This window comes from Comamonas sp. FG99 (genome assembly GCF_057808605.1).
In genome coordinates this window covers 25,972-43,468 of the sequence record NZ_JBMDII010000043.1, presented here as the reverse complement: position 1 = coordinate 43,468, position 17,497 = coordinate 25,972, and the positions used below count along the sequence as shown (strand labels likewise).

The 17,497-nt window shown below is 69.7% G+C and carries 16 protein-coding genes; 3 read left to right on the top strand and 13 right to left on the bottom strand.

Going from position 1 to position 17,497, the window contains the following annotated elements:
- Positions 1 to 59: 59 nt before the first annotated feature.
- From ACODRX_RS22160 to ACODRX_RS22135, 6 genes are all read right to left on the bottom strand, one after another.
- Positions 60 to 680, bottom strand: coding sequence for a phosphatase PAP2 family protein (locus ACODRX_RS22160; RefSeq protein WP_488873706.1), 621 nt, complete (start codon positions 678 to 680; stop codon positions 60 to 62).
- A gap of 21 nt (positions 681 to 701) precedes the next feature.
- Positions 702 to 1,127, bottom strand: coding sequence for a c-type cytochrome (locus ACODRX_RS22155; RefSeq protein ID WP_488873705.1), 426 nt, complete (start codon positions 1,125 to 1,127; stop codon positions 702 to 704).
- Complete coding sequence (gene purH, locus ACODRX_RS22150; RefSeq protein ID WP_488873704.1) at positions 1,127 to 2,725, bottom strand: bifunctional phosphoribosylaminoimidazolecarboxamide formyltransferase/IMP cyclohydrolase; 1,599 nt, start codon at positions 2,723 to 2,725, stop codon at positions 1,127 to 1,129. Before purH ends, ACODRX_RS22155 begins: the two co-directional genes overlap by 1 nt.
- An 80-nt stretch (positions 2,726 to 2,805) precedes the next feature.
- Positions 2,806 to 3,042 (bottom strand): Fis family transcriptional regulator, encoded by a 237-nt coding sequence (locus ACODRX_RS22145; protein ID WP_488873703.1) that lies wholly within the window; start codon positions 3,040 to 3,042, stop codon positions 2,806 to 2,808.
- The gene (gene dusB / locus ACODRX_RS22140) at positions 3,039 to 4,106 is read right to left on the bottom strand and encodes a tRNA dihydrouridine synthase DusB (RefSeq protein WP_488873702.1); all 1,068 of its coding nucleotides are present in this window, start codon (positions 4,104 to 4,106) and stop codon (positions 3,039 to 3,041) included. Before dusB ends, ACODRX_RS22145 begins: the two co-directional genes overlap by 4 nt.
- Positions 4,107 to 4,231: 125 nt before the next feature.
- The gene (locus ACODRX_RS22135; protein ID WP_488873701.1) at positions 4,232 to 5,089 is read right to left on the bottom strand and encodes a c-type cytochrome; all 858 of its coding nucleotides are present in this window, start codon (positions 5,087 to 5,089) and stop codon (positions 4,232 to 4,234) included.
- 103 nt (positions 5,090 to 5,192) lie between these two features.
- On the opposite strand from ACODRX_RS22135, the gene ACODRX_RS22130 reads away from it, so the two are divergent.
- The 3 genes from ACODRX_RS22130 to ACODRX_RS22120 all read left to right on the top strand — a co-directional run bounded on the left by ACODRX_RS22130 (position 5,193) and on the right by ACODRX_RS22120 (position 8,318).
- Complete coding sequence (locus ACODRX_RS22130; protein ID WP_488873700.1) at positions 5,193 to 5,726, top strand: YqaA family protein; 534 nt, start codon at positions 5,193 to 5,195, stop codon at positions 5,724 to 5,726.
- Positions 5,727 to 5,790: 64 nt separating this feature from the next.
- Positions 5,791 to 6,495, top strand: coding sequence for a response regulator transcription factor (locus ACODRX_RS22125; RefSeq protein ID WP_488873699.1), 705 nt, complete (start codon positions 5,791 to 5,793; stop codon positions 6,493 to 6,495).
- Between the two features lie 35 nt (positions 6,496 to 6,530).
- Positions 6,531 to 8,318 (top strand): ATP-binding protein, encoded by a 1,788-nt coding sequence (locus ACODRX_RS22120; RefSeq protein ID WP_488873698.1) that lies wholly within the window; start codon positions 6,531 to 6,533, stop codon positions 8,316 to 8,318.
- Positions 8,319 to 8,323: 5 nt separating this feature from the next.
- Here ACODRX_RS22120 and ACODRX_RS22115 read toward each other — a convergent pair whose 3' ends face one another.
- The 7 genes from ACODRX_RS22115 to ACODRX_RS22085 form a co-directional block, all read right to left on the bottom strand.
- On the bottom strand, positions 8,324 to 9,889 hold the full coding sequence (locus tag ACODRX_RS22115) for a serine hydrolase (protein ID WP_488873707.1): 1,566 nt from the start codon (positions 9,887 to 9,889) through the stop codon (positions 8,324 to 8,326).
- 1,904 nt (positions 9,890 to 11,793) lie between these two features.
- Entirely contained in the window at positions 11,794 to 13,593 is a 1,800-nt protein-coding gene (locus ACODRX_RS22110) for a hypothetical protein (RefSeq protein WP_488873697.1), read from the bottom strand.
- A 33-nt stretch (positions 13,594 to 13,626) separates the two neighbouring features.
- A complete protein-coding gene (locus ACODRX_RS22105; protein ID WP_488873696.1) occupies positions 13,627 to 14,667 on the bottom strand; it encodes a serine hydrolase in 1,041 nt (346 codons plus the stop codon).
- A gap of 125 nt (positions 14,668 to 14,792) precedes the next feature.
- Positions 14,793 to 14,927 carry a hypothetical protein gene (locus ACODRX_RS22100; RefSeq protein WP_488873695.1) on the bottom strand — a complete coding sequence of 45 codons (135 nt, stop codon included), beginning with the start codon at positions 14,925 to 14,927 and terminating at the stop codon, positions 14,793 to 14,795.
- An 84-nt stretch (positions 14,928 to 15,011) separates the two neighbouring features.
- Positions 15,012 to 15,647 (bottom strand): response regulator transcription factor, encoded by a 636-nt coding sequence (locus ACODRX_RS22095; RefSeq protein WP_488873694.1) that lies wholly within the window; start codon positions 15,645 to 15,647, stop codon positions 15,012 to 15,014.
- The gene (locus ACODRX_RS22090; RefSeq protein ID WP_488873693.1) at positions 15,644 to 16,732 is read right to left on the bottom strand and encodes a sensor histidine kinase; all 1,089 of its coding nucleotides are present in this window, start codon (positions 16,730 to 16,732) and stop codon (positions 15,644 to 15,646) included. The genes ACODRX_RS22095 and ACODRX_RS22090 overlap by 4 nt, the downstream gene beginning before the upstream one ends.
- 19 nt (positions 16,733 to 16,751) lie before the next feature.
- A complete protein-coding gene (locus ACODRX_RS22085) occupies positions 16,752 to 17,486 on the bottom strand; it encodes an MgtC/SapB family protein (protein WP_488873692.1) in 735 nt (244 codons plus the stop codon).
- Positions 17,487 to 17,497: the final 11 nt, after the last annotated feature.

Sequence of the window (17,497 nt, the reverse complement as noted above, 5' to 3'; positions counted from 1 at the left end):
AAAGCGCCCCTCTCGGAGGGGCAGCGACCCAACGCAGTGGGGAGCGTGGGGTGCCATTTTTATACATTCGGCCGCGCCCGCACCAGCCACTGCAGCACCGCGACCAGGGCCACGGCCGCCGCCACGTCGAGGATGTGGTGCTGGTGCACCAGCATGGTCGAGGCGCAGATGGCCATGCCCCACAGCGCGATCAGCGCGCAGCGCAGCGGCCGGCCGTGGCGCCGCTGCGCGGCGTACAGCGCCAGGCCCGTGGCCACGGTGTAGACGATGTGCAGCGAGGGCAGCAGGTTGTGCGGCGCATCCAGCGCGAACATCCAGCCGAAGATACTGCGATAGGGCTCGGCCTCGGGCAGCACGCGCGCGAAGGCCAGGTTGGCCGGGAACAGCGCGAACACCAGGCCGCACAGCACGGTGGCCAGCACCTGGCGCCGGCCCAGCACATCGATGTCCTCGGGGTCCACCAGCCAGATCGGCAGCAGGATGAAGATGAAGAACGAGAAATAGACCCAGATGAACTCGGGCACCAGCGGGATCTGCGCGTCCCAGGGCGTGATGAAGTCATAGCGCCGCGCCTGGCGCGCGGCCAGCCAGTTGCTGGCCGGATAGATCGCATAGAAGACCGCCAGCGTGCACAGCGCCCAAAAGCGCAGGCCGCGACGCCGGGCTGCGGTGGGTGGCATGCGGCGCTCCCCGGCGGCGGATCAGCGGGCCGCCGGCGCGGCCGCCAGCACCCACTCGGCCATGCGCCGCGCATCGCCCTCGGCGATCTGCGGATGGCGCGGCATGACGATGCGGCCCCAGTCGCCCACGCTGCCGTTGCGGATCTTGCCGGCGAGCAATTCCACCGCATCGGCGCGGTTGGCGTGGCGCGCGGCGATCTCCTGAAAGCTCGGCCCCACGGCCTGGCGCGCCGCCGCATGGCAGCGCATGCAGTCGCTGGCCTCGGCCAGGGCCTTGCCGGCGGCCAGCTCGGGGCGGGCGGCGACCGCCGCATCCACCGGATCGGGGCGCAGGATGAGGCGGCCGATGTTGAGCATGCCCAGCACCACCGCCAACAGCACCAGCGCTATCAGCCACAGCAGCCAGCGCGGCCGCGCCGGCGGCGTCTCGTCGTCCAGCCCGGCCATCAGTGGCGGAAGTGGCGCACGCCGGTGAAGACCATGGCCACGCCGCGCTCGTTGGCGGCGTCAATGACTTCCTGGTCGCGCATGGAGCCGCCGGGCTGGGCCACGCAGCTGGCGCCGGCGTCGACCACCACGTCCAGGCCGTCGCGGAAGGGGAAGAAGGCATCGCTGGCCACGACCGTGCCCTGCAGGCTGAGCTTGGCGGCCTCGGCCTTGATGCTGGCGATGCGCGCCGAATCGAGGCGGCTCATCTGGCCCGCGCCCACGCCCATGGTCATGCCGTTCTTGCAGAAGACGATGGCATTGCTCTTGACGTACTTGGCGACCTTCCAGGCGAACAGCAGGTCTTGCAGTTCCTCGGGAGTGGGTTGCTTCACGGTGACGACCTTGAGCTCGGCCAGGGCCAGCTCATGGTTGTCGGCGGTCTGCAGCAGCAGGCCCGAGCCCACGCGCTTGGCATCCATGGCATTGCGGCCCTGCTCCCAGGCGCGCTCACCACCCTGGGGAAGAGCAATCTTCATCAGGCGCACATTGACCTTGGGCTTGAAGATTTCCAGCGCCTCGGGCGTGAAGTCGGGGGCCATCAGCACTTCGACGAACTGCTTGACCACGGCCTCGGCCGCGGCCTTGTCCACCGTGCGGTTGAAGGCGATGATGCCGCCAAAGGCGCTGGTGGGATCGGTCTGGAAGGCCTTGGCATAGGCTTCGTACGCATCCTTGCCCACGGCCACGCCGCAGGGGTTGGCGTGCTTGACGATCACGCAGGCCGGCTGCTCGAAGCTCTTGACGCATTCCCAGGCCGCGTCGGCGTCGGCGATGTTGTTGTAGCTCAGCTCCTTGCCTTGCAACTGCTCGCCGGTGACCAGGGAGCCCGGTGCCGGGTACAGGTCGCGGTACAGCGCGGCCTGCTGGTGGCTGTTTTCGCCGTAGCGCAGGTCCTGCACCTTGGTGAAGTGGCCGTTGCTCTGGCCGGGGAAGGGGCTGCGCTCGGGCACGTAGGTTTCGGACAGCTTCTCGTCCTCGAACTTCACGCTGGACAGGTAGTCGCTGATGGCGCCGTCGTACTGGGCGATGCGGTTGAACGCGGCCACCGACAGTGCGAAGCGCAGCTGGCCGGAGAGCTTGCCGGCGCTCTTGAGCTCGGCCAGCACGGCCGCGTACTGGTCGGCGGCGGTGACCACGCCCACATCCTGCCAGTTCTTGGCGGCCGAGCGCACCATGGCCGGGCCGCCGATGTCGATGTTCTCGATCGCGTCGGCCAGCGTGCAGCCGGCCTTGGCCACCGTGGCCTCGAAGGGGTAGAGGTTCACCACCAGCAGGTCGATGGTGTCAATGCCGTGCTCCTTGAGGGCCGCCATGTGCTCGGGCACATCGCGGCGCGCCAGCAGGCCGCCGTGCACCTTGGGGTGCAGGGTCTTGACGCGGCCGTCCAGCATCTCGGGGAAGCCGGTGAGCTCGGCCACCTCGGTCACCGGCAGGCCGGCCTCGGCCAGCAGCTTGGCGGTGCCGCCGGTGGACAGCAGGCGCACGCCCAGCGCGTGCAGGCTTTGCGCGAACTCGACAATGCCGGTCTTGTCGGAGACGGAGATCAGTGCGTTCATGAGACTCTCTTCAATGTAAAAACTGGCTCTGGCGCTTACCTGTCATTTGGTAGCAGCTATCAATATCGTAGTTTCCGGGTTCACAGCAGCTTGTGCTCGACCAGCTTCTTGCGCAGGGTGTTGCGGTTCAGCCCCAGCCATTCGGCCGCGCGCGACTGGTTGTGGTCGGCCTGGCTCATCACCACCTCCAGCATCGGCCGCTCCACCATGCGCACCACCATTTCGTAGACGCGGTCCGGCATCTCGCCATCGAGATCGCGGAAATACGTCTGCAGGCTCTCGCGCACGGATTGTTCAATCGTTGTTGTCTTGCTCATACCCATTCACTCGTCGTTGTATGTGCAGCCGGCACCCCCTCGCCGGCTGCCGGCGCGCCGGCGGCGGGCAGGCGGTCCATCTGCGCGGCCAGCGCATCCAGATAATCGGCCACCGCCTGCCATTGCGCAGCGCTGTCTTCAATCCCATTCATCGCACGCCGGAAGGCGTCTCCCCCGGGCAGGCCCTGCACATACCAGGCGATGTGCTTGCGCGCCGAACGCACGCCGGTGCTCTCGCCATACAGCGCATAGTGGTCCTGCAGGTGCGCCAGCAGCAGCCGGCGCAGCTCGGCCACCAGCGGCGGTGCCAGGTGCTCGCCGGTCTGCAGGAAATGCACGATCTCGCGGAAGATCCACGGCCGCCCCTGCGCGGCGCGGCCCACCATCACCGCGTCGGCACCGGTATGGGCCAGCACCGCGCGCGCCTTCTCGGGGCTGGTGATGTCGCCATTGGCCACCACCGGCACGCGCACCGCGGCCTTGACGGCGGCGATCGTGTCGTATTCGGCAAAGCCCTTGTAGCCCTGCTCGCGCGTGCGCCCGTGCACGGTGAGCATCTGTATGCCCACCGCCTCGAAGCGGGTGGCCAGCGCCACCGCGTTCCGGTGCGCATCGCACCAGCCGGTGCGCATCTTCAGCGTGACCGGCACGCCATGCGGCGCACAGGCTGCGACCACCGCCTGCGCGATCTCCACGGCCAGCGCCTCGTTCTGCATCAGCGCCGAGCCGGCCCATTTGTTGCAGACCTTCTTGGCCGGGCAGCCCATGTTGATGTCGATGATCTGCGCGCCGCGATCCAGGTTGTAGCGCGCGGCGTCGGCCATCATCTCGGCATCGGTGCCGGCGATCTGCACCGCGATCGGTCCCGGCTCGCCGTCGTGGTTGGCGCGGCGGCTGGTCTTGAGGCTGGCCCACAGGTCCGGGCGCGAGGTCACCATCTCGCTGACCGCATAGCCCGCCCCCAGCGCCTTGCACAGCTGGCGAAAGGGCCGGTCGGTCACGCCCGCCATGGGGGCGGCGAAGACCTGGTTGGCCAAGGTATAGGGACCGATGCGCACGGACATGCAAGCAGAAAAGCTGCGCTTCACGCGAAGCGCGGTGCCGGGGTAGTCAGGGAGTTAGGAGGCGAAGGCAGCGATTGTACCTGCTTAAAAAAGCGGCACGGGAAAACTGCGTCGCCAGCCCGGAATCAGCGCGGCAGTTGGCGACGCTGCGCCATGTGGCGCAGGTAGGCGATCAGGTCGTCGAGCGCGGCCTCGCTGAGCTGCTCGGTGCTGAAGGCCGGCATCACCTGCGCGGGCCAGCGCCGCACGCTGGCGGTGTTGCGCACCAGCTGGCGCAGCGCCTGGGGCTGGAAATACTCCACCGGGCTCATCGGCCGGTTCAGGTCCGGCCCCATGGTGGCGCCGCCCGCGCCGTTCATCGTGTGGCAGGCCATGCACTGCACGATGAAGACCGCCTGGCCGCGCCGCGCCGGGTCGCTCGCCGGCAGCCCGGCGGCCACCGTGATCTCGGGCCAGCGGCGCTCGGGCGCCTCGCGCACATGCAGCCGCGCCACCGCATACGGCCACTGCTCGCTGCTCACACCCTGGTCCACCGGCCAGACGATGTACAGCGGCCCCGCGCCATGCGGGCGGTCGGGCAGCACCGGCCAGGGCGCGTCCTTGGCCTCGATCGCCAGCCAGGGCTGCGCCCGCCCGGGCCCCTGCTGCAGCGCCAGCGCGCCCGGCAGCTGCGCCACGAAGCCGTCGGTCGCCACCACCTCCAGCGTGTCGGCGGCGGTCAGGCCCAGCTCGCGCAGCACCACGGCCAGCGGCACCGCCCGGTAGCGCATGGCGCGGTGGTACGACACATCGCGCGGCACCTCGATGTCGCGCGCCTCGGGCAGGTGGGCCAGCGCCTCGCTGTCGAGCTGGCGCGTGCCGCCCGGGCCTTCGAGGGTGAGCGTGGCGGCCCGCAGGCCGCCACCGGTCAGCACACCGGCCAGCAAGCCTGCCAGTACACAAGCCAGGGCGGCGCCCCGGCGGGAAAAGCGAAATGCGATCATGGGGCGCTCCAAAGGCCAAGCCCCTACAACATACAAAAGGCATGCCGTCTCGGCAAGGGGGCTTTTGCCGGAATCCGCCGCGGGCGCCCCCTACACTCGCGCCATGGAAGCGTGGATTCAACAATTGCTGCAATGGCTGGCCCTGCCCCAGTTCGGCCTGTCCACCGTGTTCGTCGTCGCCCTGGTGTCGGCCACGCTGCTGCCGCTGGGCTCGGAGCCCGCGGTCATCGGCCTGCTCAAGCTCAACCCCGAGCTGTTCTGGCAGGCCATCGCCGTGGCCACCATCGGCAACACCATCGGCGGCGCGATCAGCTGGTGGATGGGCCTGGCCGCGCATAAGGGCTGGAGCCGGGCCCGCGCGCACCGCCAGCCTGGCGCACCGCCCAAGGCCCCACCCCAGGGCCCGCACCACGGCCAGTCGCGCCACCAGCGCCTGGCCCGCGTCTGGCTGCGCCGCTGGGGCGCCAAGGCCTGCCTGCTGAGCTGGCTGCCGGTGGTGGGCGATCCGCTGTGCGCGGTGGCCGGCTGGCTGCGGCTGCCGTTCTGGCCCTGCGTGCTCTACATGGGCGTGGGCAAGTTCCTGCGCTACCTGGCGATGACCAGCGCGGTGCTGTATGTCTGGCCGAGCGCAGCCTGAGAGTGTGCCTGCGATCCCGCAAATGCGGGATGGCGGCGGCGCGGCATTGCGCCAGAATGCAGCGATGTGCACCACGCCACTTCCCGTCCTGATGGTCGACGACGACCCGGCCATGCTCGCGCGGCTGGGCGAGGTGCTGGCCTCGATCGGCATCGCGCCGCAGCAGCTGCGCCACGCCCATTCGGTGGCGCAGTGCCGGGCCCTGGCGGCCCCGCCGGGCCAGGGGCCACAGCCGTTCGCGATGGCCCTGGTCGACCTGGGCCTGCCCGACGGCAGCGGCATCGAGCTGATCGCCTGGCTGCGCGCGCAAAGCGAGCAACTGCCCATCCTGGTGATCTCGGCCTGGAGCACCGAGGAGATGATCCTCGGCGCGCTGCGCACCGGCGCCAACGGCTATGTGCTCAAGGAGCGCGACGACCTGGAGATCGCGCTGTCGGTCAAGAGCGTGCTCAAGGGCGGCGCGCCCATAGACCCGTTCATCGCGCGGCGCATCCTCGACCTGGTGGGCCGGCCGGCCGGCGGCCATGCGGCGCCGGCGCACCCGCTGGCGCCCGCGCCCGATCCGGCGCTCAGCGCGGCGCTGAGCGAGCGCGAGCGGCAGATACTCGACCATGTTGCCGCGGGCATGAGCAATCGCGAGATTGCCGAGAGCCTGCACCTATCCCGATGGACCATCGATTCGCACATCCGGCATATCTACGACAAGCTGGCCGTGAGCTCGCGCACGCAGGCGGTGCGGCGCGCGCGCGAGCATGGCTTGCTGCGCTGATCTGCCTGGCCTGGCTCTGCCTGGCGCCGCCGGCCATGGCCCAGGCCGCGCCGTGGCCGGGCACGGCCGAGGCGGCGCGCTCGGGCTGGGATGCGCTCAAGCCGCCCGAGACCGGCTGGCTGCCGGTGTCGCTGCCCAACGACTGGAACCGGCAATGGCCCGGCCATGACGGCGTGGTCTGGTACCGCCTGCGCTGGGACATCGCCGGCGCGCCCCAGACCCAGGGGCTGTACATCCACTACCTCATCCAGGCCGGCGTCATCTCGGTCAACGGCGTGGAGCTGCAGCGCGACCCCAGCCTGGTCGAGCCGCTGTCGCGCACCTGGAACACGCCGCGCTTTGTGTTGCTGCCCGCGCCGCTGCTGCACGCCGGCAGCAACGAGCTGCTGATCCGCGTCAGCGGCTACTACGCCTACCAGCCCGCGCTGGGGCCGGTGGAGATCGGCCCGCCCGAGCGCATGCGCGCCGCCCAGCGCAGCAGCTACCTGGCGCGGCAAAGCCTGAACTGGCTGCACCTGGGCGTGGGCGCCACGCTGGGCTGCTTCTTCCTGGTGCTGTGGCTGATGCGCCGCCAGGAAAGCGCCTACGGCTGGTACGGCCTGCGGCAGGCCGCCTGGTGCGGCTTCACGGTCAACTTCATCAACACCAGCCCCTGGCCGTTTGGCCACACCGACACCTACTCGGCCGCCACCTCGGTGGCCTATGTGCTCTACCACGGCTGCAACGCGATGTTCGTGCTGCGCTTCATGGGCCGGCGCTGGCCGCGCCGCGAGGCGGCCCTGTGGCTGCTGATCGCGATCGCCGCCGCCGCGATGCTGCTCGCGCCCCACGAGCAGCTGCGCCTGATGCGCAACATACTCGCCTGGGCCTCGTCGGCCCTGCTGGCCACCACCGCCTGCGTATTCGTGTACCTGGCCTGGCACGGCGGCAACCTGGCGCAGCGCCTGCTGGCGCTGACCGCGCTGGCGGGCGCGCTGGCCATGGTGCACGACCTGCTGGTGTTCACCCGCATCGTCGACAACAACTTCTACCTCGCGTCCTACACCGAGCCGCTGGCCACCATCGGCATCGCGCTCACGCTGGCCTGGACGTTCGTCACCAACACCCGGCGCATCGAAAGCTTCAACGACGAGATGCACGCGAGCGTGGCCAAGGCCCGCGCCGAGCTGACCCTATCGCTGGTGCGCCAGCACGAGCTGGAGCTGCTGCATGCGCGCCTGGGCGAGCGCGTCAACCTCGCGCACGACCTGCACGACGGCCTGGGCGGCATGCTGATCGGCAACATCACCACGCTGGAGCGCGCGAGCGGCCCGCTGCCGCAGGAGCAGGTGCTGGACATGCTGCGCGGCATGCGCGACGACCTGCGCCTCATCATCGACACCGCCTCGGCGCAGCACTATGGCGAGCTGTCGCTGGCCGAGCTGCTGGCGCCGCTGCGCCACCGCATGAGCCGGCTGTTCGAGCTGCACGGCATCGACGCGCACTGGCAGGTCGCCAGCCTGGAAACGCTGAACCTGGGCACCACGCCCAGCCTGGATGTGCTGCGCATCCTGCAAGAGGCGCTGACCAATGTCTTCAAGCACAGCCAGGCCACGCGCGTGGACGTGGCGCTCACCCGCCAGGCGCGGCAGCTGCTGCTGCAGGTGCGCGACAACGGCGTGGGCCTGGCGCCCGGCGCGGCCAACGGCACCGGCCTGCGCAGCATGCAGGCCCGCGCCCAGCGCCTGGGCGCGCAGCTCGCGGTGGATTCGCAAGGCGCCTCGACCACGGTGACGCTGTGCATGCCCCTGCCGGAGGGGGCCGGGGCCACGGTGCCCGGCTGAACCGCTCAGCCGCGCACGAAGACTCCTTGGCGCTCGCCGTCGTAGAACTCCAGCCAGACGCTGGCGGCGCCATCGGCGAGCGTGAAGCTGGCCAGCGAAATGCTGTGCGGCGCCGCGCTTTCGTTGGCCGGCACGAAAGTGAACTGCTGGCCGCTCCAGTGGCTCAGCGGATAGGTCTGCCGCACCGGGCCGAGCGTGAGCTGCAGCGCATCGCCAACCACGTCCACCTGCAGCGGGCCGTAGTAGGCGTTGCCGTAGCTGCCGGCGTACTGCGCGAGCGGGCCGGCCGGCACCGCCGGCGAAGGGGGCTGCTTGCCCAGCAGCGATCCGGTCGGCGCCAGCAGCGGTGCGATCCTCTGGTTGTATTCCGCCCACCAGTCGCGCGAGATGCGGCCGCTCTCGGCCAGGTCCAGGAACTGGCGGCACAGGGTTTCGGGCACGCCGATGGGCATGCCGTTGGTGAGCGCGACGATGGCCACATCCAGCGCCGGCACCAGCATGAAGCAGGTGCCCGCGCCCAGCATGAAGGCGCCCGAGTGGCTGAAAAGGGCCAGCCCTGATTCGAGGGTGCCCACGTTGAAGCCATAGCCATAGCCGCCGCCCGGCGCCTGCGGCTGCCACATGGGCTGCAGCGCCGATGGCGCGATCAGGCTGGCGCCCTGCCAGCGGCCCTGGGCCTGCAGCAGCGCCAGCCAGCGCGCCATGTCGTTGACGCTGGAGCTGGCGCCGCCCGCGGGCGACTGCGGATCGGCATTGCGCGGCAGCCCGGGCCGCCAGCTGCCGTCGTCCGCGCGCACATGGCCGACGGCGCGGTTGGCCTGGGCCATGAATTCCGCATAGGCCGAGGTGGTGCGCGCCATGCCCAGCGGCGCATACAGGCTTTGCCGCGACAGCGTGGCCCAGTCGGCGCCCACGGCCTGCGCCACGCCGATGGCCCCGGCGGTAAAGCCTTCGTTGGTATAGGCATAGCTGGAGCGCAGCGGCTTGACCAGCAGCAGGCGCAGGCGCTCCAGCACCTCGCGCTGGCTGTAGCCCAGCTCTTCGAGCAGATCGCCCGCATGGTCGGGCAGGCCGCTGCGGTGGGCAAGGAGGTCGCCCACCGTCAGGTATTCGGTGCTGCCGGCGTCGCTCAGCGCAAACCAGGGCAGCAGCTCGCGCATGCGGCTGTCCCAGGATACGCGGCCTTCGCCCACCTGGCGCGCCACCACGGTGGCGCTCAGCGATTTGGAGACCGAGGCGAGCTGGAACACGGTGTCGGCATCCACCGCCTGGCTGCCGCCCGCCTGGCATACGCCCAGGCCCTGGGCGGCAATCGTCTGGCCGCCATGCACCACCGCCCAGGCGAGCCCAGGAACGCCGGTGGCCTGCAGCAGCGCGCGCGCCAGCGCGGGCAGCTGGTCTGCGGCGGACTGCACGCGGTTGCCGCCGCCGCTGCCGCCACAGCCTGGCAGCGCAGCGCCCATGGCGCCCAGCGCCCCCAGGGCGAGCGTGCGGCCCAGCATCTGGCGGCGGCTCCAGGCCGCCTGGGTGGCGAATGCCTGCCGCAGGGCGAGCTGGTGTTGGGGTTTCATGTCCATTCCCTCGTCTCGGTTGAAGATTGTTTTGCATCGGCAGCCGCGCGCTGCCCACCGGAATACGGCAGGTAGCGCGCCGGCAGCGCGGGCGCGCCACCCGCTATCGCCACCAGCTCGGTATGCAGCCATGGCTGGGCCTGGCCTTCGGATACCGCATAGGCGCCCACGTAAGAACCTGTTCACGATCGCTACGCTGCCGCGCCAGTGCATTTGCGGGATGGGATGCAAGGCGCGATACCGCAGCCATAGCCCAGCTATGGCGAGGATTCGCAACGCCGCAGACCGCCCGCAAATGCACTGGCCCTGCGGGTTGGGACGCAATCGGGCGATTGCTTCGCGCTGCGTCTTGCATGCACACCAGTGCATGCTGCGCCACATCGACTCGCACTCATCCCGATTGCGTCTGCAACGCGGCTGCGTAGCGATCGTGAACAGGTTCTTAGGCATCATGCGCGTGGTCTGGTAGACCTGCGGCTGCCACCCTGGCGGGGCCAGGAAGACGCTGCCGGCGCGCTTTTCGCTGTACACCGATGCGCCGAAGGTGGAGATGTTCCACAGCGTATCAACGTGGATGCCATAGTCGGCGTTGTGCCGGTCCGCGCCGGCCTGCCAGCCTTCGAGCTGCATGAAAGTGTTGTAGCTGCCGCGCCCGATCAGCTCGCTGTTGACCGTGCGGCCATACAGAAAGGCCAGCAGCAGCCCGCAATCCCGGGGCGCGAAGTTCTGCGCCACCTCCAGGTAGTAGCGGCCCGTGGTGTTGACCACCCCCGCATAATGCGAATTGCCTATGCTCTTGCGCCGGGGCAGGCCGGTGGCGGCAAACCAGTCGTCGAAGGCCTGCACGCTGGCGCCAGCGGGCAGGTCCGCATCGGCATGGATGGCCACCAGGTGCGCGCCCTGCAGCAGCAGTGTCAGGAATACCGCCGCCGCATCGGGCTGCCAGGCGCCCTGGCCATCGGTGAAGTGCCAGGCGCGGTAGCCCTCCAGCCGGTAGGCCGCCGGCTGCGCTGGCTGCGCGCCGGGCAGCCAGCGCAGCTGCGGCACCCACAGCACCATCGGCCCCGTGCTGGCGGCCTTTTCCACATAGCCGCGCAGCGCCGCCAGCAGCGCCGCGTCGGCGTGCGTCAAGGCGCCGGGCAGATCATCGGACAGGCCGCCGCCAGACACCCACCACGCCACCCAGGGCTGGAGCAGGCGCGCCACCTGGCCGCCGCTGAAGTCGGCGCCGGGCACCAGCCCCTGTGCGTCCATGGGCGCGTTGGCAGCGCGCACCACCGCCGCGGAGCGCACCGGTTTGGCGAACAGGCTGTTGACCAGGTCCTGGCAGTTGTTGCGCGGCGGGCTCGACAGCAGCTCCAGCGGCGCCACCCAGGCGCCGCTGGCGGTCTGCACGCCACGGTAGAGGCTCAGGTTGGCGACCGAATCGTGGCCGGGAAAGGTGGCCGCGTCCGCGCCCGCCACATAGCCATCGGCGGGCACCGCGGTGACGGTGGTGTCGCCCGGCCCTATGGGGTGGCTGTACGACAGCGCAAAGCTGGCCCCCTGGCCCGCCAGGCTGAAGCTGCCGATGCAGCTGCCGTTGTTGGCCGCGTACACCGCCGCCTGCTGGCCGAAGCCGATGGCGGCGCTACTGGCGCTGGGCACCGAGCCGGCCGAAGCCCGGGCATCGGCAAAGGCCAGCGATTCGCCCTCCACGCGGTTGAGCAGGTTGATGGTCATGCTGCGGCTGGGCCGCGAGGCATGGTCGACATCGGGCGGGCGCTGCACCGGCGGCTGCACCCCATCGTCCGGTATGGCGGCCGCGGCACTGCCGCCACCGCCGCAGCCGGCCAGCCAGGCGGTGAGCGGCGCCAGGGCCAGCGCGGCGCCGGTCCCCAGCCACTGGCGTCTGCGCTGCGTGCTCATGTCCCAGACTTCTTGCAGTCGGCGGGGTCGTCTGGCCGGTTGTAGCAAACGACGGGAAGCGGCATCTTGGTCAGGTCCAGGATGACCTGCTTCGGGAAACTTCGGTACGCACGCTGGTAGAACGTGCCCAGGCTGTAGAGGAACTGATTGTCCTTGCAGGCCGGGCCGCTGAGCTTGCGGGTGTCGAACACCCAGGCATCGGGGTACTGCGTGCCCCAGCTCTTCTCGCTGGATCGCACCGTGCACCCCACGCTGTCCCACCACGATTCTCCGCTCAGATTGAAGGCCACGGATTTCTGGTCGTTGTTGGCGGGAGTCAGGTCCCATACGGCAGCACCGCTCAGCATGCTCGTGTGGATCGACAAGGGCTTGAGCTGACCTGTCTTGACCTTGTCCGGCAGCGAATGGCAGTGCGTCGATTGCCATTCGAACATGGCATTGCCCATGGCGTCGCAGCCCACGCTGCTGTCGCCGCTGTAGGGCTCGTTCTGCAAAAAGTCAGCCACCCACACGCCTTGTGCAGGCTCGGTGTTGTCCACAACACCCCAGTCGGCGATGGTGTTGGTGGTGGAATGGCTGTACTGCACGCTCCAGCCAAGGCTGCCACTCGCTGTGAACACAGGTGCCTTGTTCTGCGTGCCACCGGTCAGCGTGCCTGTGCCACTGATGCCCCAGGTAAACCCGCTGGTCGTGGTGGTATTGCCATTGGCCGTGCCCGGCGCATGCCTGAGCAGGTTGGCGCCCTGCGGCGGCGTCACCGTCAGGCGGTGGTGCACCTGGTACCAGTCGGCGATGGCGGTGTTGTACTCATAGAGATTGGGATTGAAGCTGGCATCCACCGACAGATAGACCACGCGCGACATGGGTGCGTTCACCGGAAAGCTGACATAGACCACGGGAGTGACGGTCCACGTCTGCGATGGACACTGCGGCCGCTGCCCATAGTTGGGGTTGCCCTTGTCGGCGCGGCCGATGGCATGCGAGTTCTTGTCGGTGGCATTGGGCCAGCCCACCCAGTTGCGCTTGAGGCAGTTGGTGGAATTGCCGAACGCACCGGGGTTGAAGTTGTAGGGGTCGACCAATTGCACCGGCGCGGGCGAGTACTTCACCACCCAGGAGCAGGACAGGCCCTGGCTCGGGTCGTTCGTGCAACTGCTGGCCGCGTCCTTGGCGGCAGGGGGCGAGGCGGCCGCGCTCTTGGCCCGGAATGCGCGCAGCTGCTCGATGAAGGGATCGGTCAGCGAGCGGCCCACGCCCAGATCGGTGCTGCCGTCGGGGGTAACCATCGCGATGCCGCCATCGGCCGTGCCCTGCCCTGCGCGCGGCGGCTGGATCAGCGCCAGGCTGCTGTAGCCAGGGATCGACACGCTGGGCATCCAATCGTGGATCGCCTCTTCGAGCACGTCGCTGAAGCCCACGATGAGTATCGGCACCTGGCGCTGCAGCGCCGCCTGGGCGATGGCGCCATCGGCCCGCAGCTGGTCCGCCGTCACCTGCCGCCCATCCACCAGCAGCACATCGCCGGCCTGCAGATCGGCGGCGCTGGTGAAGGCGGCCTGCTGCGAGAAGTACTGCGCGATCAGCTTGAATGCATCCTGGCTGTCGGCCGCCGACGCCGCCGCGACCAGGCGCCCCAGCTTGGCATCGGCCACGATGGGCGTCTCGCCCACCGGATCGGCAGCCTGGCCCTGGCCGCCATCACCGCCGCCACAAGCCGAGACTGCCCAGGCCGCAGCCAGGCAGGCGCACCAGAGTGCGGGACCTTGCTCCCGCCGCATGGTTTGGAATGTCTGCATGATCCACCTCCTTGGGTTGGTACTACCACTTGATCAAGCTTTGGCGCTGGCCGCGGCGGCTTCGAGCACCCTGGCAACCGCCGCCACGAACTCGGCGGTGCGCTCGGTGCTCTTCAGCCCGCCGCTCCAGTTGCAGGTAAAGCAGAAAGTAACCGGTATGCCGTCCGCCACCATCTGGCCGGCCAGGCTGAGGCAGTGGAAGTCCTCCCAGTCGATGCTGCCGCCCTTGCCATAGCTGGCCAGGCCCGCCGGCACCACCATCGGCAGCGCATTGGCCATGGCGTGGATGCGCTGGTATTCCACCAGCGTGGCCGCCTGGCCGAAAAAGCCCGGCGACAAGGTCTGCCGGTACCACCGCACCATCTCGGCGGCGGTGCTGACCATGGACTGGTGCTCGTTGACCACGTTGGTGCGCGCGGAGAAGCCCATGGTGTCGCCCCGGCCCATGCGCTGCATGCCGTCCCAGCCCAGATCCTGCCCCGAGGGCGCGCCAGCCATGTAGGAGAACAGTTTGCGCGTGGAGTCGGGGATGCGGGTTGCGCCGAAGCCGCGCTGCGCAATCAGGGCGCGCACCCGGTCTGCGCCCACCGCATCGAGCACGATGTCGGTGGCGGTGTTGTCGCTGTGGGCGATCATCGCCTCCAGCGCGCTGCGGTAGGGCATGCGGCCCTGCAGCCCGACGAGCACCGGGCTGCCTGGCGAGCGAAAGCGGTCGCTGACCTCGCACAGCATGTCTTCGCTGAGGCCGTTGCGCCCAGCCTCCACGTCGCGCAGGAACTGCGCCGCGATGAAGGTCTTGACCGCGCTGCCCACGAACAGCGCGCGATCAGGCTGGTGCTGCACCTGCCAGGCCATCGGCGCCCCGCGCGCGCCAATGGCATGGACCAGCCCATGGCTGCCGTCGGGCGCCAGCGCCGCAAAGCGCTGCATCGCGGCCTGCACCGCCTGCGGGCCGCCGGCCGGCGGCGGCGTGCTGCAGCCGGCAGCCAGCGGCGCCAACACCAGCGCGGCGCTCGCCGCCGCGCCGGAGCGCAGCGCCTGGCGGCGGTCGATTGCCAGTTTGTTGAAAGCCATGGGATAGCCCTTTCGATAGCACCGCGGCCCGTTATGTCGTCCTACTGGTGCTGGTTACTGTAAGCAGCGCGCATGCGGTGCGCATCACGCAAATGAGTGATCCAGAATCGATTTCGCCAAGGCCCTCAGCGGCGTCGTCGCCTTGCCAGCAGCGCAAGCAGGCCGGCCAGCAGCGCCATGTCGAAGATGGCCACGGCTACGGCCCATGCAAGCCGTGCGCCAGCGGCGCCCGCAAGCATGGGTTTCGCTTGGATTGACATGCCCTCTCCCGGTTTTGACTATTGTTCACAGCCTACCGATAGGGCAGTTTTCTGCCATCCCGCAAATTAGTGATTCGTGCGGCCTTATTCCAGCCGGTCGTAGATCCGCACCAGATCGGCCAGCGAATCCGCCGCCATCTTGCGCATAGCCTGGGCGCGGCGCACCTTGACGGTGACCTCGCTCACCCCCAGCTCGGCCGCGACCTGCTTGTTGAGCCAGCCGCGCACCACCAGGCGCACGACATCCTGCTCGCCGCGCGACAGCTGCTGCCAGCGCGCCTGCGCCGCATGGCGCGCCTGCTCGCCGGCGCGGCGCAGGCGGTCGCGGGCAATGCCCTGCTGGATCGCGTCGATCAGGTCCTGGTCGCGGAAAGGCTTGGTCAGGAACTCGATGGCGCCGGTCTTCATCGCCTCGACGCCCATGCGGATGTCGCCATGCCCGGTGATGAAGATGGTGGGCAGCTGCAGGCCCTGCTCCAGCATCTGGCGGCGGAACTCCAGGCCGCTTTGGCCAGGCATGCGGATGTCCAGCACCAGGCAGCCGGGCCGCTCGTGCACCTCCTGCCCGCCGGATTGCCAGAACTGCCAGAACTCGGCCGCCGACGCGAAGCTGCGCACCGCCAGGCCGACGGAGGACAGCAGGTCATCCACCGCGGCGCGCACCGAGGCGTCGTCGTCGAGCAGATAGACGATGGCGCCGCCCTGCGTGTCCGGGTTCATGCGCCCTCCTGCGCGGCGCGGCTGTGCACCGATGGCAGCAGCACCTCGAACTGCGCGCCGGCCTTGCCGTCGGCGCGCGCCCGCGCGGCGATGCTGCCGCCATTGGCCTCGACCAGGTTGCGGCTGATGTTCAGCCCCAGGCCCATGCCCCGGCTCTTGGTGGTCCAGAAAGCGTCGAACAAATGCGGCATGGCGGCCGGCGCAATGCCCGGGCCGCTGTCGAGCACCAGCAGCCGCAGCATACCGGCCTCGGCCTGCCCGCTGCCGAGCACGATCTGGCGCGCGCCCGCCGGCATGCCCCGCACCGCGTCGATCGCGTTGAGCAGCAGATTGCCGGCCACCTGCTGCAGCTGCACCCGGTCGGCAAAGGCGAGCGGCAGCTCGGGCGCCAGCTGCAGCTGCAGCGCCACGCCGCCGCGCTGCAGCTCGTCTTCGGACATGGCGGCGATCTCGCGCAGCGCCTCGTTCAGCGCAAAGCGCGTGCGCCGCGGCGGCTCGCCGCGGGCGGCGCTGCGGATGCGGGTGACGACATTGCTAGCGCGCTCGGCATCGGCCAGGATGCGTGCCAGCGCCATGCCGGCGCGCTCGAGCTGCGGCGGCTCCTGCGCCAGCCAGCGCTGGCAGGCATGGCCGCTGGTGACGATGGCCGCCAGCGGCTGGTTGATCTCGTGCGCGATCGAGCCGGCCAGCTCGCCCACGCTGGTGGCCTGCGCGAGCTGCGCCAGCCGCGCCTGGGCCGCATGGGCCGCGGCGCGCGCCGCCACCAGCTTCAGCCCCAGGTAGGCAGTGACCGCGATGGCGACGATGCTGATGCCGGTGTTGATCAACCCCAGGTGGTAGCTGCCGGCCGGCGTGAGCGCAAAGCTCAGCAAAGTGAGCGCGATGCACAGCAGCGTCAGCGCCACCACCGCGCGCACGCTGAACCAGCGCACCGCCAGCAGGATGAGCACCGAATGGAACACCGCCGCGGCCACCGCGTACTCGGTCATCGTGTCCAGCGCGAAGATCGCCAGCAGGCCCGCGGCAATGACCGCGGCCACCAGGGCGCGGCGCAACGGGTATGAGGACAGCAGGGACGGCATCATCAGGGGCGATTATGGCCGCTCAATCCTCCGAGCGCGCATTCCAGAAGGCCTGCTGCACGCCGGGCTCGGCCATCAGCCGCTCCATGATGGCGTCGAGCGCGGGCGCCTCTACCGCGGTGGCATACAGCGTGGCCTCGATCTCCACGTCCTGCTGGCCGAAGGCATGGTGGTCGACGGTGCGCACCGGGTAATGGGCGGCATGCAGCCATTCGTCGAGCTTGTCGTGCACCGCGGCGTGGTGCTCGCGGCGGCACACCACGTAGACCGTGTAGGTCGCCTCGCCGAACTCCTCCTGCAGCGGGCGGCGGTTGATGCGGTTGGCCACCGGCCGCAGCAAGGTGTTGGCGGCCAGCACGAACAGCGTGGCCAGCACCGCCTCCTGCAGCAGCTTGGCGCCGGCGCAGCAGCCCACCGCGGCCGAGCACCACAGCGTGGCCGCGGTATTGAGCCCGGTGACGTTGACCCCTTCCTTCATGATGGCGCCCGCGCCCAGAAAGCCGATGCCCGAGACCACGTAGGCGATCACCTGCATCGGGCCGGGCGAGCCGCCGTACAGCAGGTGAAAGCGCACCGCCAGGTCGACGAACACCGCCCCGCCCACCGCCACCAGCGTGTTGGTGCGCAGGCCGGCGGTGCGCTGGCGCACCTGGCGCTCGAAGCCGATGACCAGCCCCAGCGCAAAGGCCAGCGCCAGGCTGGCCAGCGTGCTGAGCCAGGCCATGCCGTCGAAGGCATGCCATCCGTATGCAGCCATGCGCCGGCCCC

Coding starts and splice junctions, on each gene's coding strand:
- ACODRX_RS22160 (WP_488873706.1), bottom strand. CDS start 680: ATGCCACCCACCGCAGCCCGGCGTCGCGGCCTGCGCTTTTGGGCGCTG.
- ACODRX_RS22155 (WP_488873705.1), bottom strand. CDS start 1,127: ATGGCCGGGCTGGACGACGAGACGCCGCCGGCGCGGCCGCGCTGGCTG.
- purH (WP_488873704.1), bottom strand. CDS start 2,725: ATGAACGCACTGATCTCCGTCTCCGACAAGACCGGCATTGTCGAGTTC.
- ACODRX_RS22145 (WP_488873703.1), bottom strand. CDS start 3,042: ATGAGCAAGACAACAACGATTGAACAATCCGTGCGCGAGAGCCTGCAG.
- dusB (WP_488873702.1), bottom strand. CDS start 4,106: ATGTCCGTGCGCATCGGTCCCTATACCTTGGCCAACCAGGTCTTCGCC.
- ACODRX_RS22135 (WP_488873701.1), bottom strand. CDS start 5,089: ATGATCGCATTTCGCTTTTCCCGCCGGGGCGCCGCCCTGGCTTGTGTA.
- ACODRX_RS22130 (WP_488873700.1), top strand. CDS start 5,193: ATGGAAGCGTGGATTCAACAATTGCTGCAATGGCTGGCCCTGCCCCAG.
- ACODRX_RS22125 (WP_488873699.1), top strand. CDS start 5,791: ATGTGCACCACGCCACTTCCCGTCCTGATGGTCGACGACGACCCGGCC.
- ACODRX_RS22120 (WP_488873698.1), top strand. CDS start 6,531: ATGGCCCAGGCCGCGCCGTGGCCGGGCACGGCCGAGGCGGCGCGCTCG.
- ACODRX_RS22115 (WP_488873707.1), bottom strand. CDS start 9,889: ATGAAACCCCAACACCAGCTCGCCCTGCGGCAGGCATTCGCCACCCAG.
- ACODRX_RS22110 (WP_488873697.1), bottom strand. CDS start 13,593: ATGCAGACATTCCAAACCATGCGGCGGGAGCAAGGTCCCGCACTCTGG.
- ACODRX_RS22105 (WP_488873696.1), bottom strand. CDS start 14,667: ATGGCTTTCAACAAACTGGCAATCGACCGCCGCCAGGCGCTGCGCTCC.
- ACODRX_RS22100 (WP_488873695.1), bottom strand. CDS start 14,927: ATGTCAATCCAAGCGAAACCCATGCTTGCGGGCGCCGCTGGCGCACGG.
- ACODRX_RS22095 (WP_488873694.1), bottom strand. CDS start 15,647: ATGAACCCGGACACGCAGGGCGGCGCCATCGTCTATCTGCTCGACGAC.
- ACODRX_RS22090 (WP_488873693.1), bottom strand. CDS start 16,732: ATGATGCCGTCCCTGCTGTCCTCATACCCGTTGCGCCGCGCCCTGGTG.
- ACODRX_RS22085 (WP_488873692.1), bottom strand. CDS start 17,486: ATGGCTGCATACGGATGGCATGCCTTCGACGGCATGGCCTGGCTCAGC.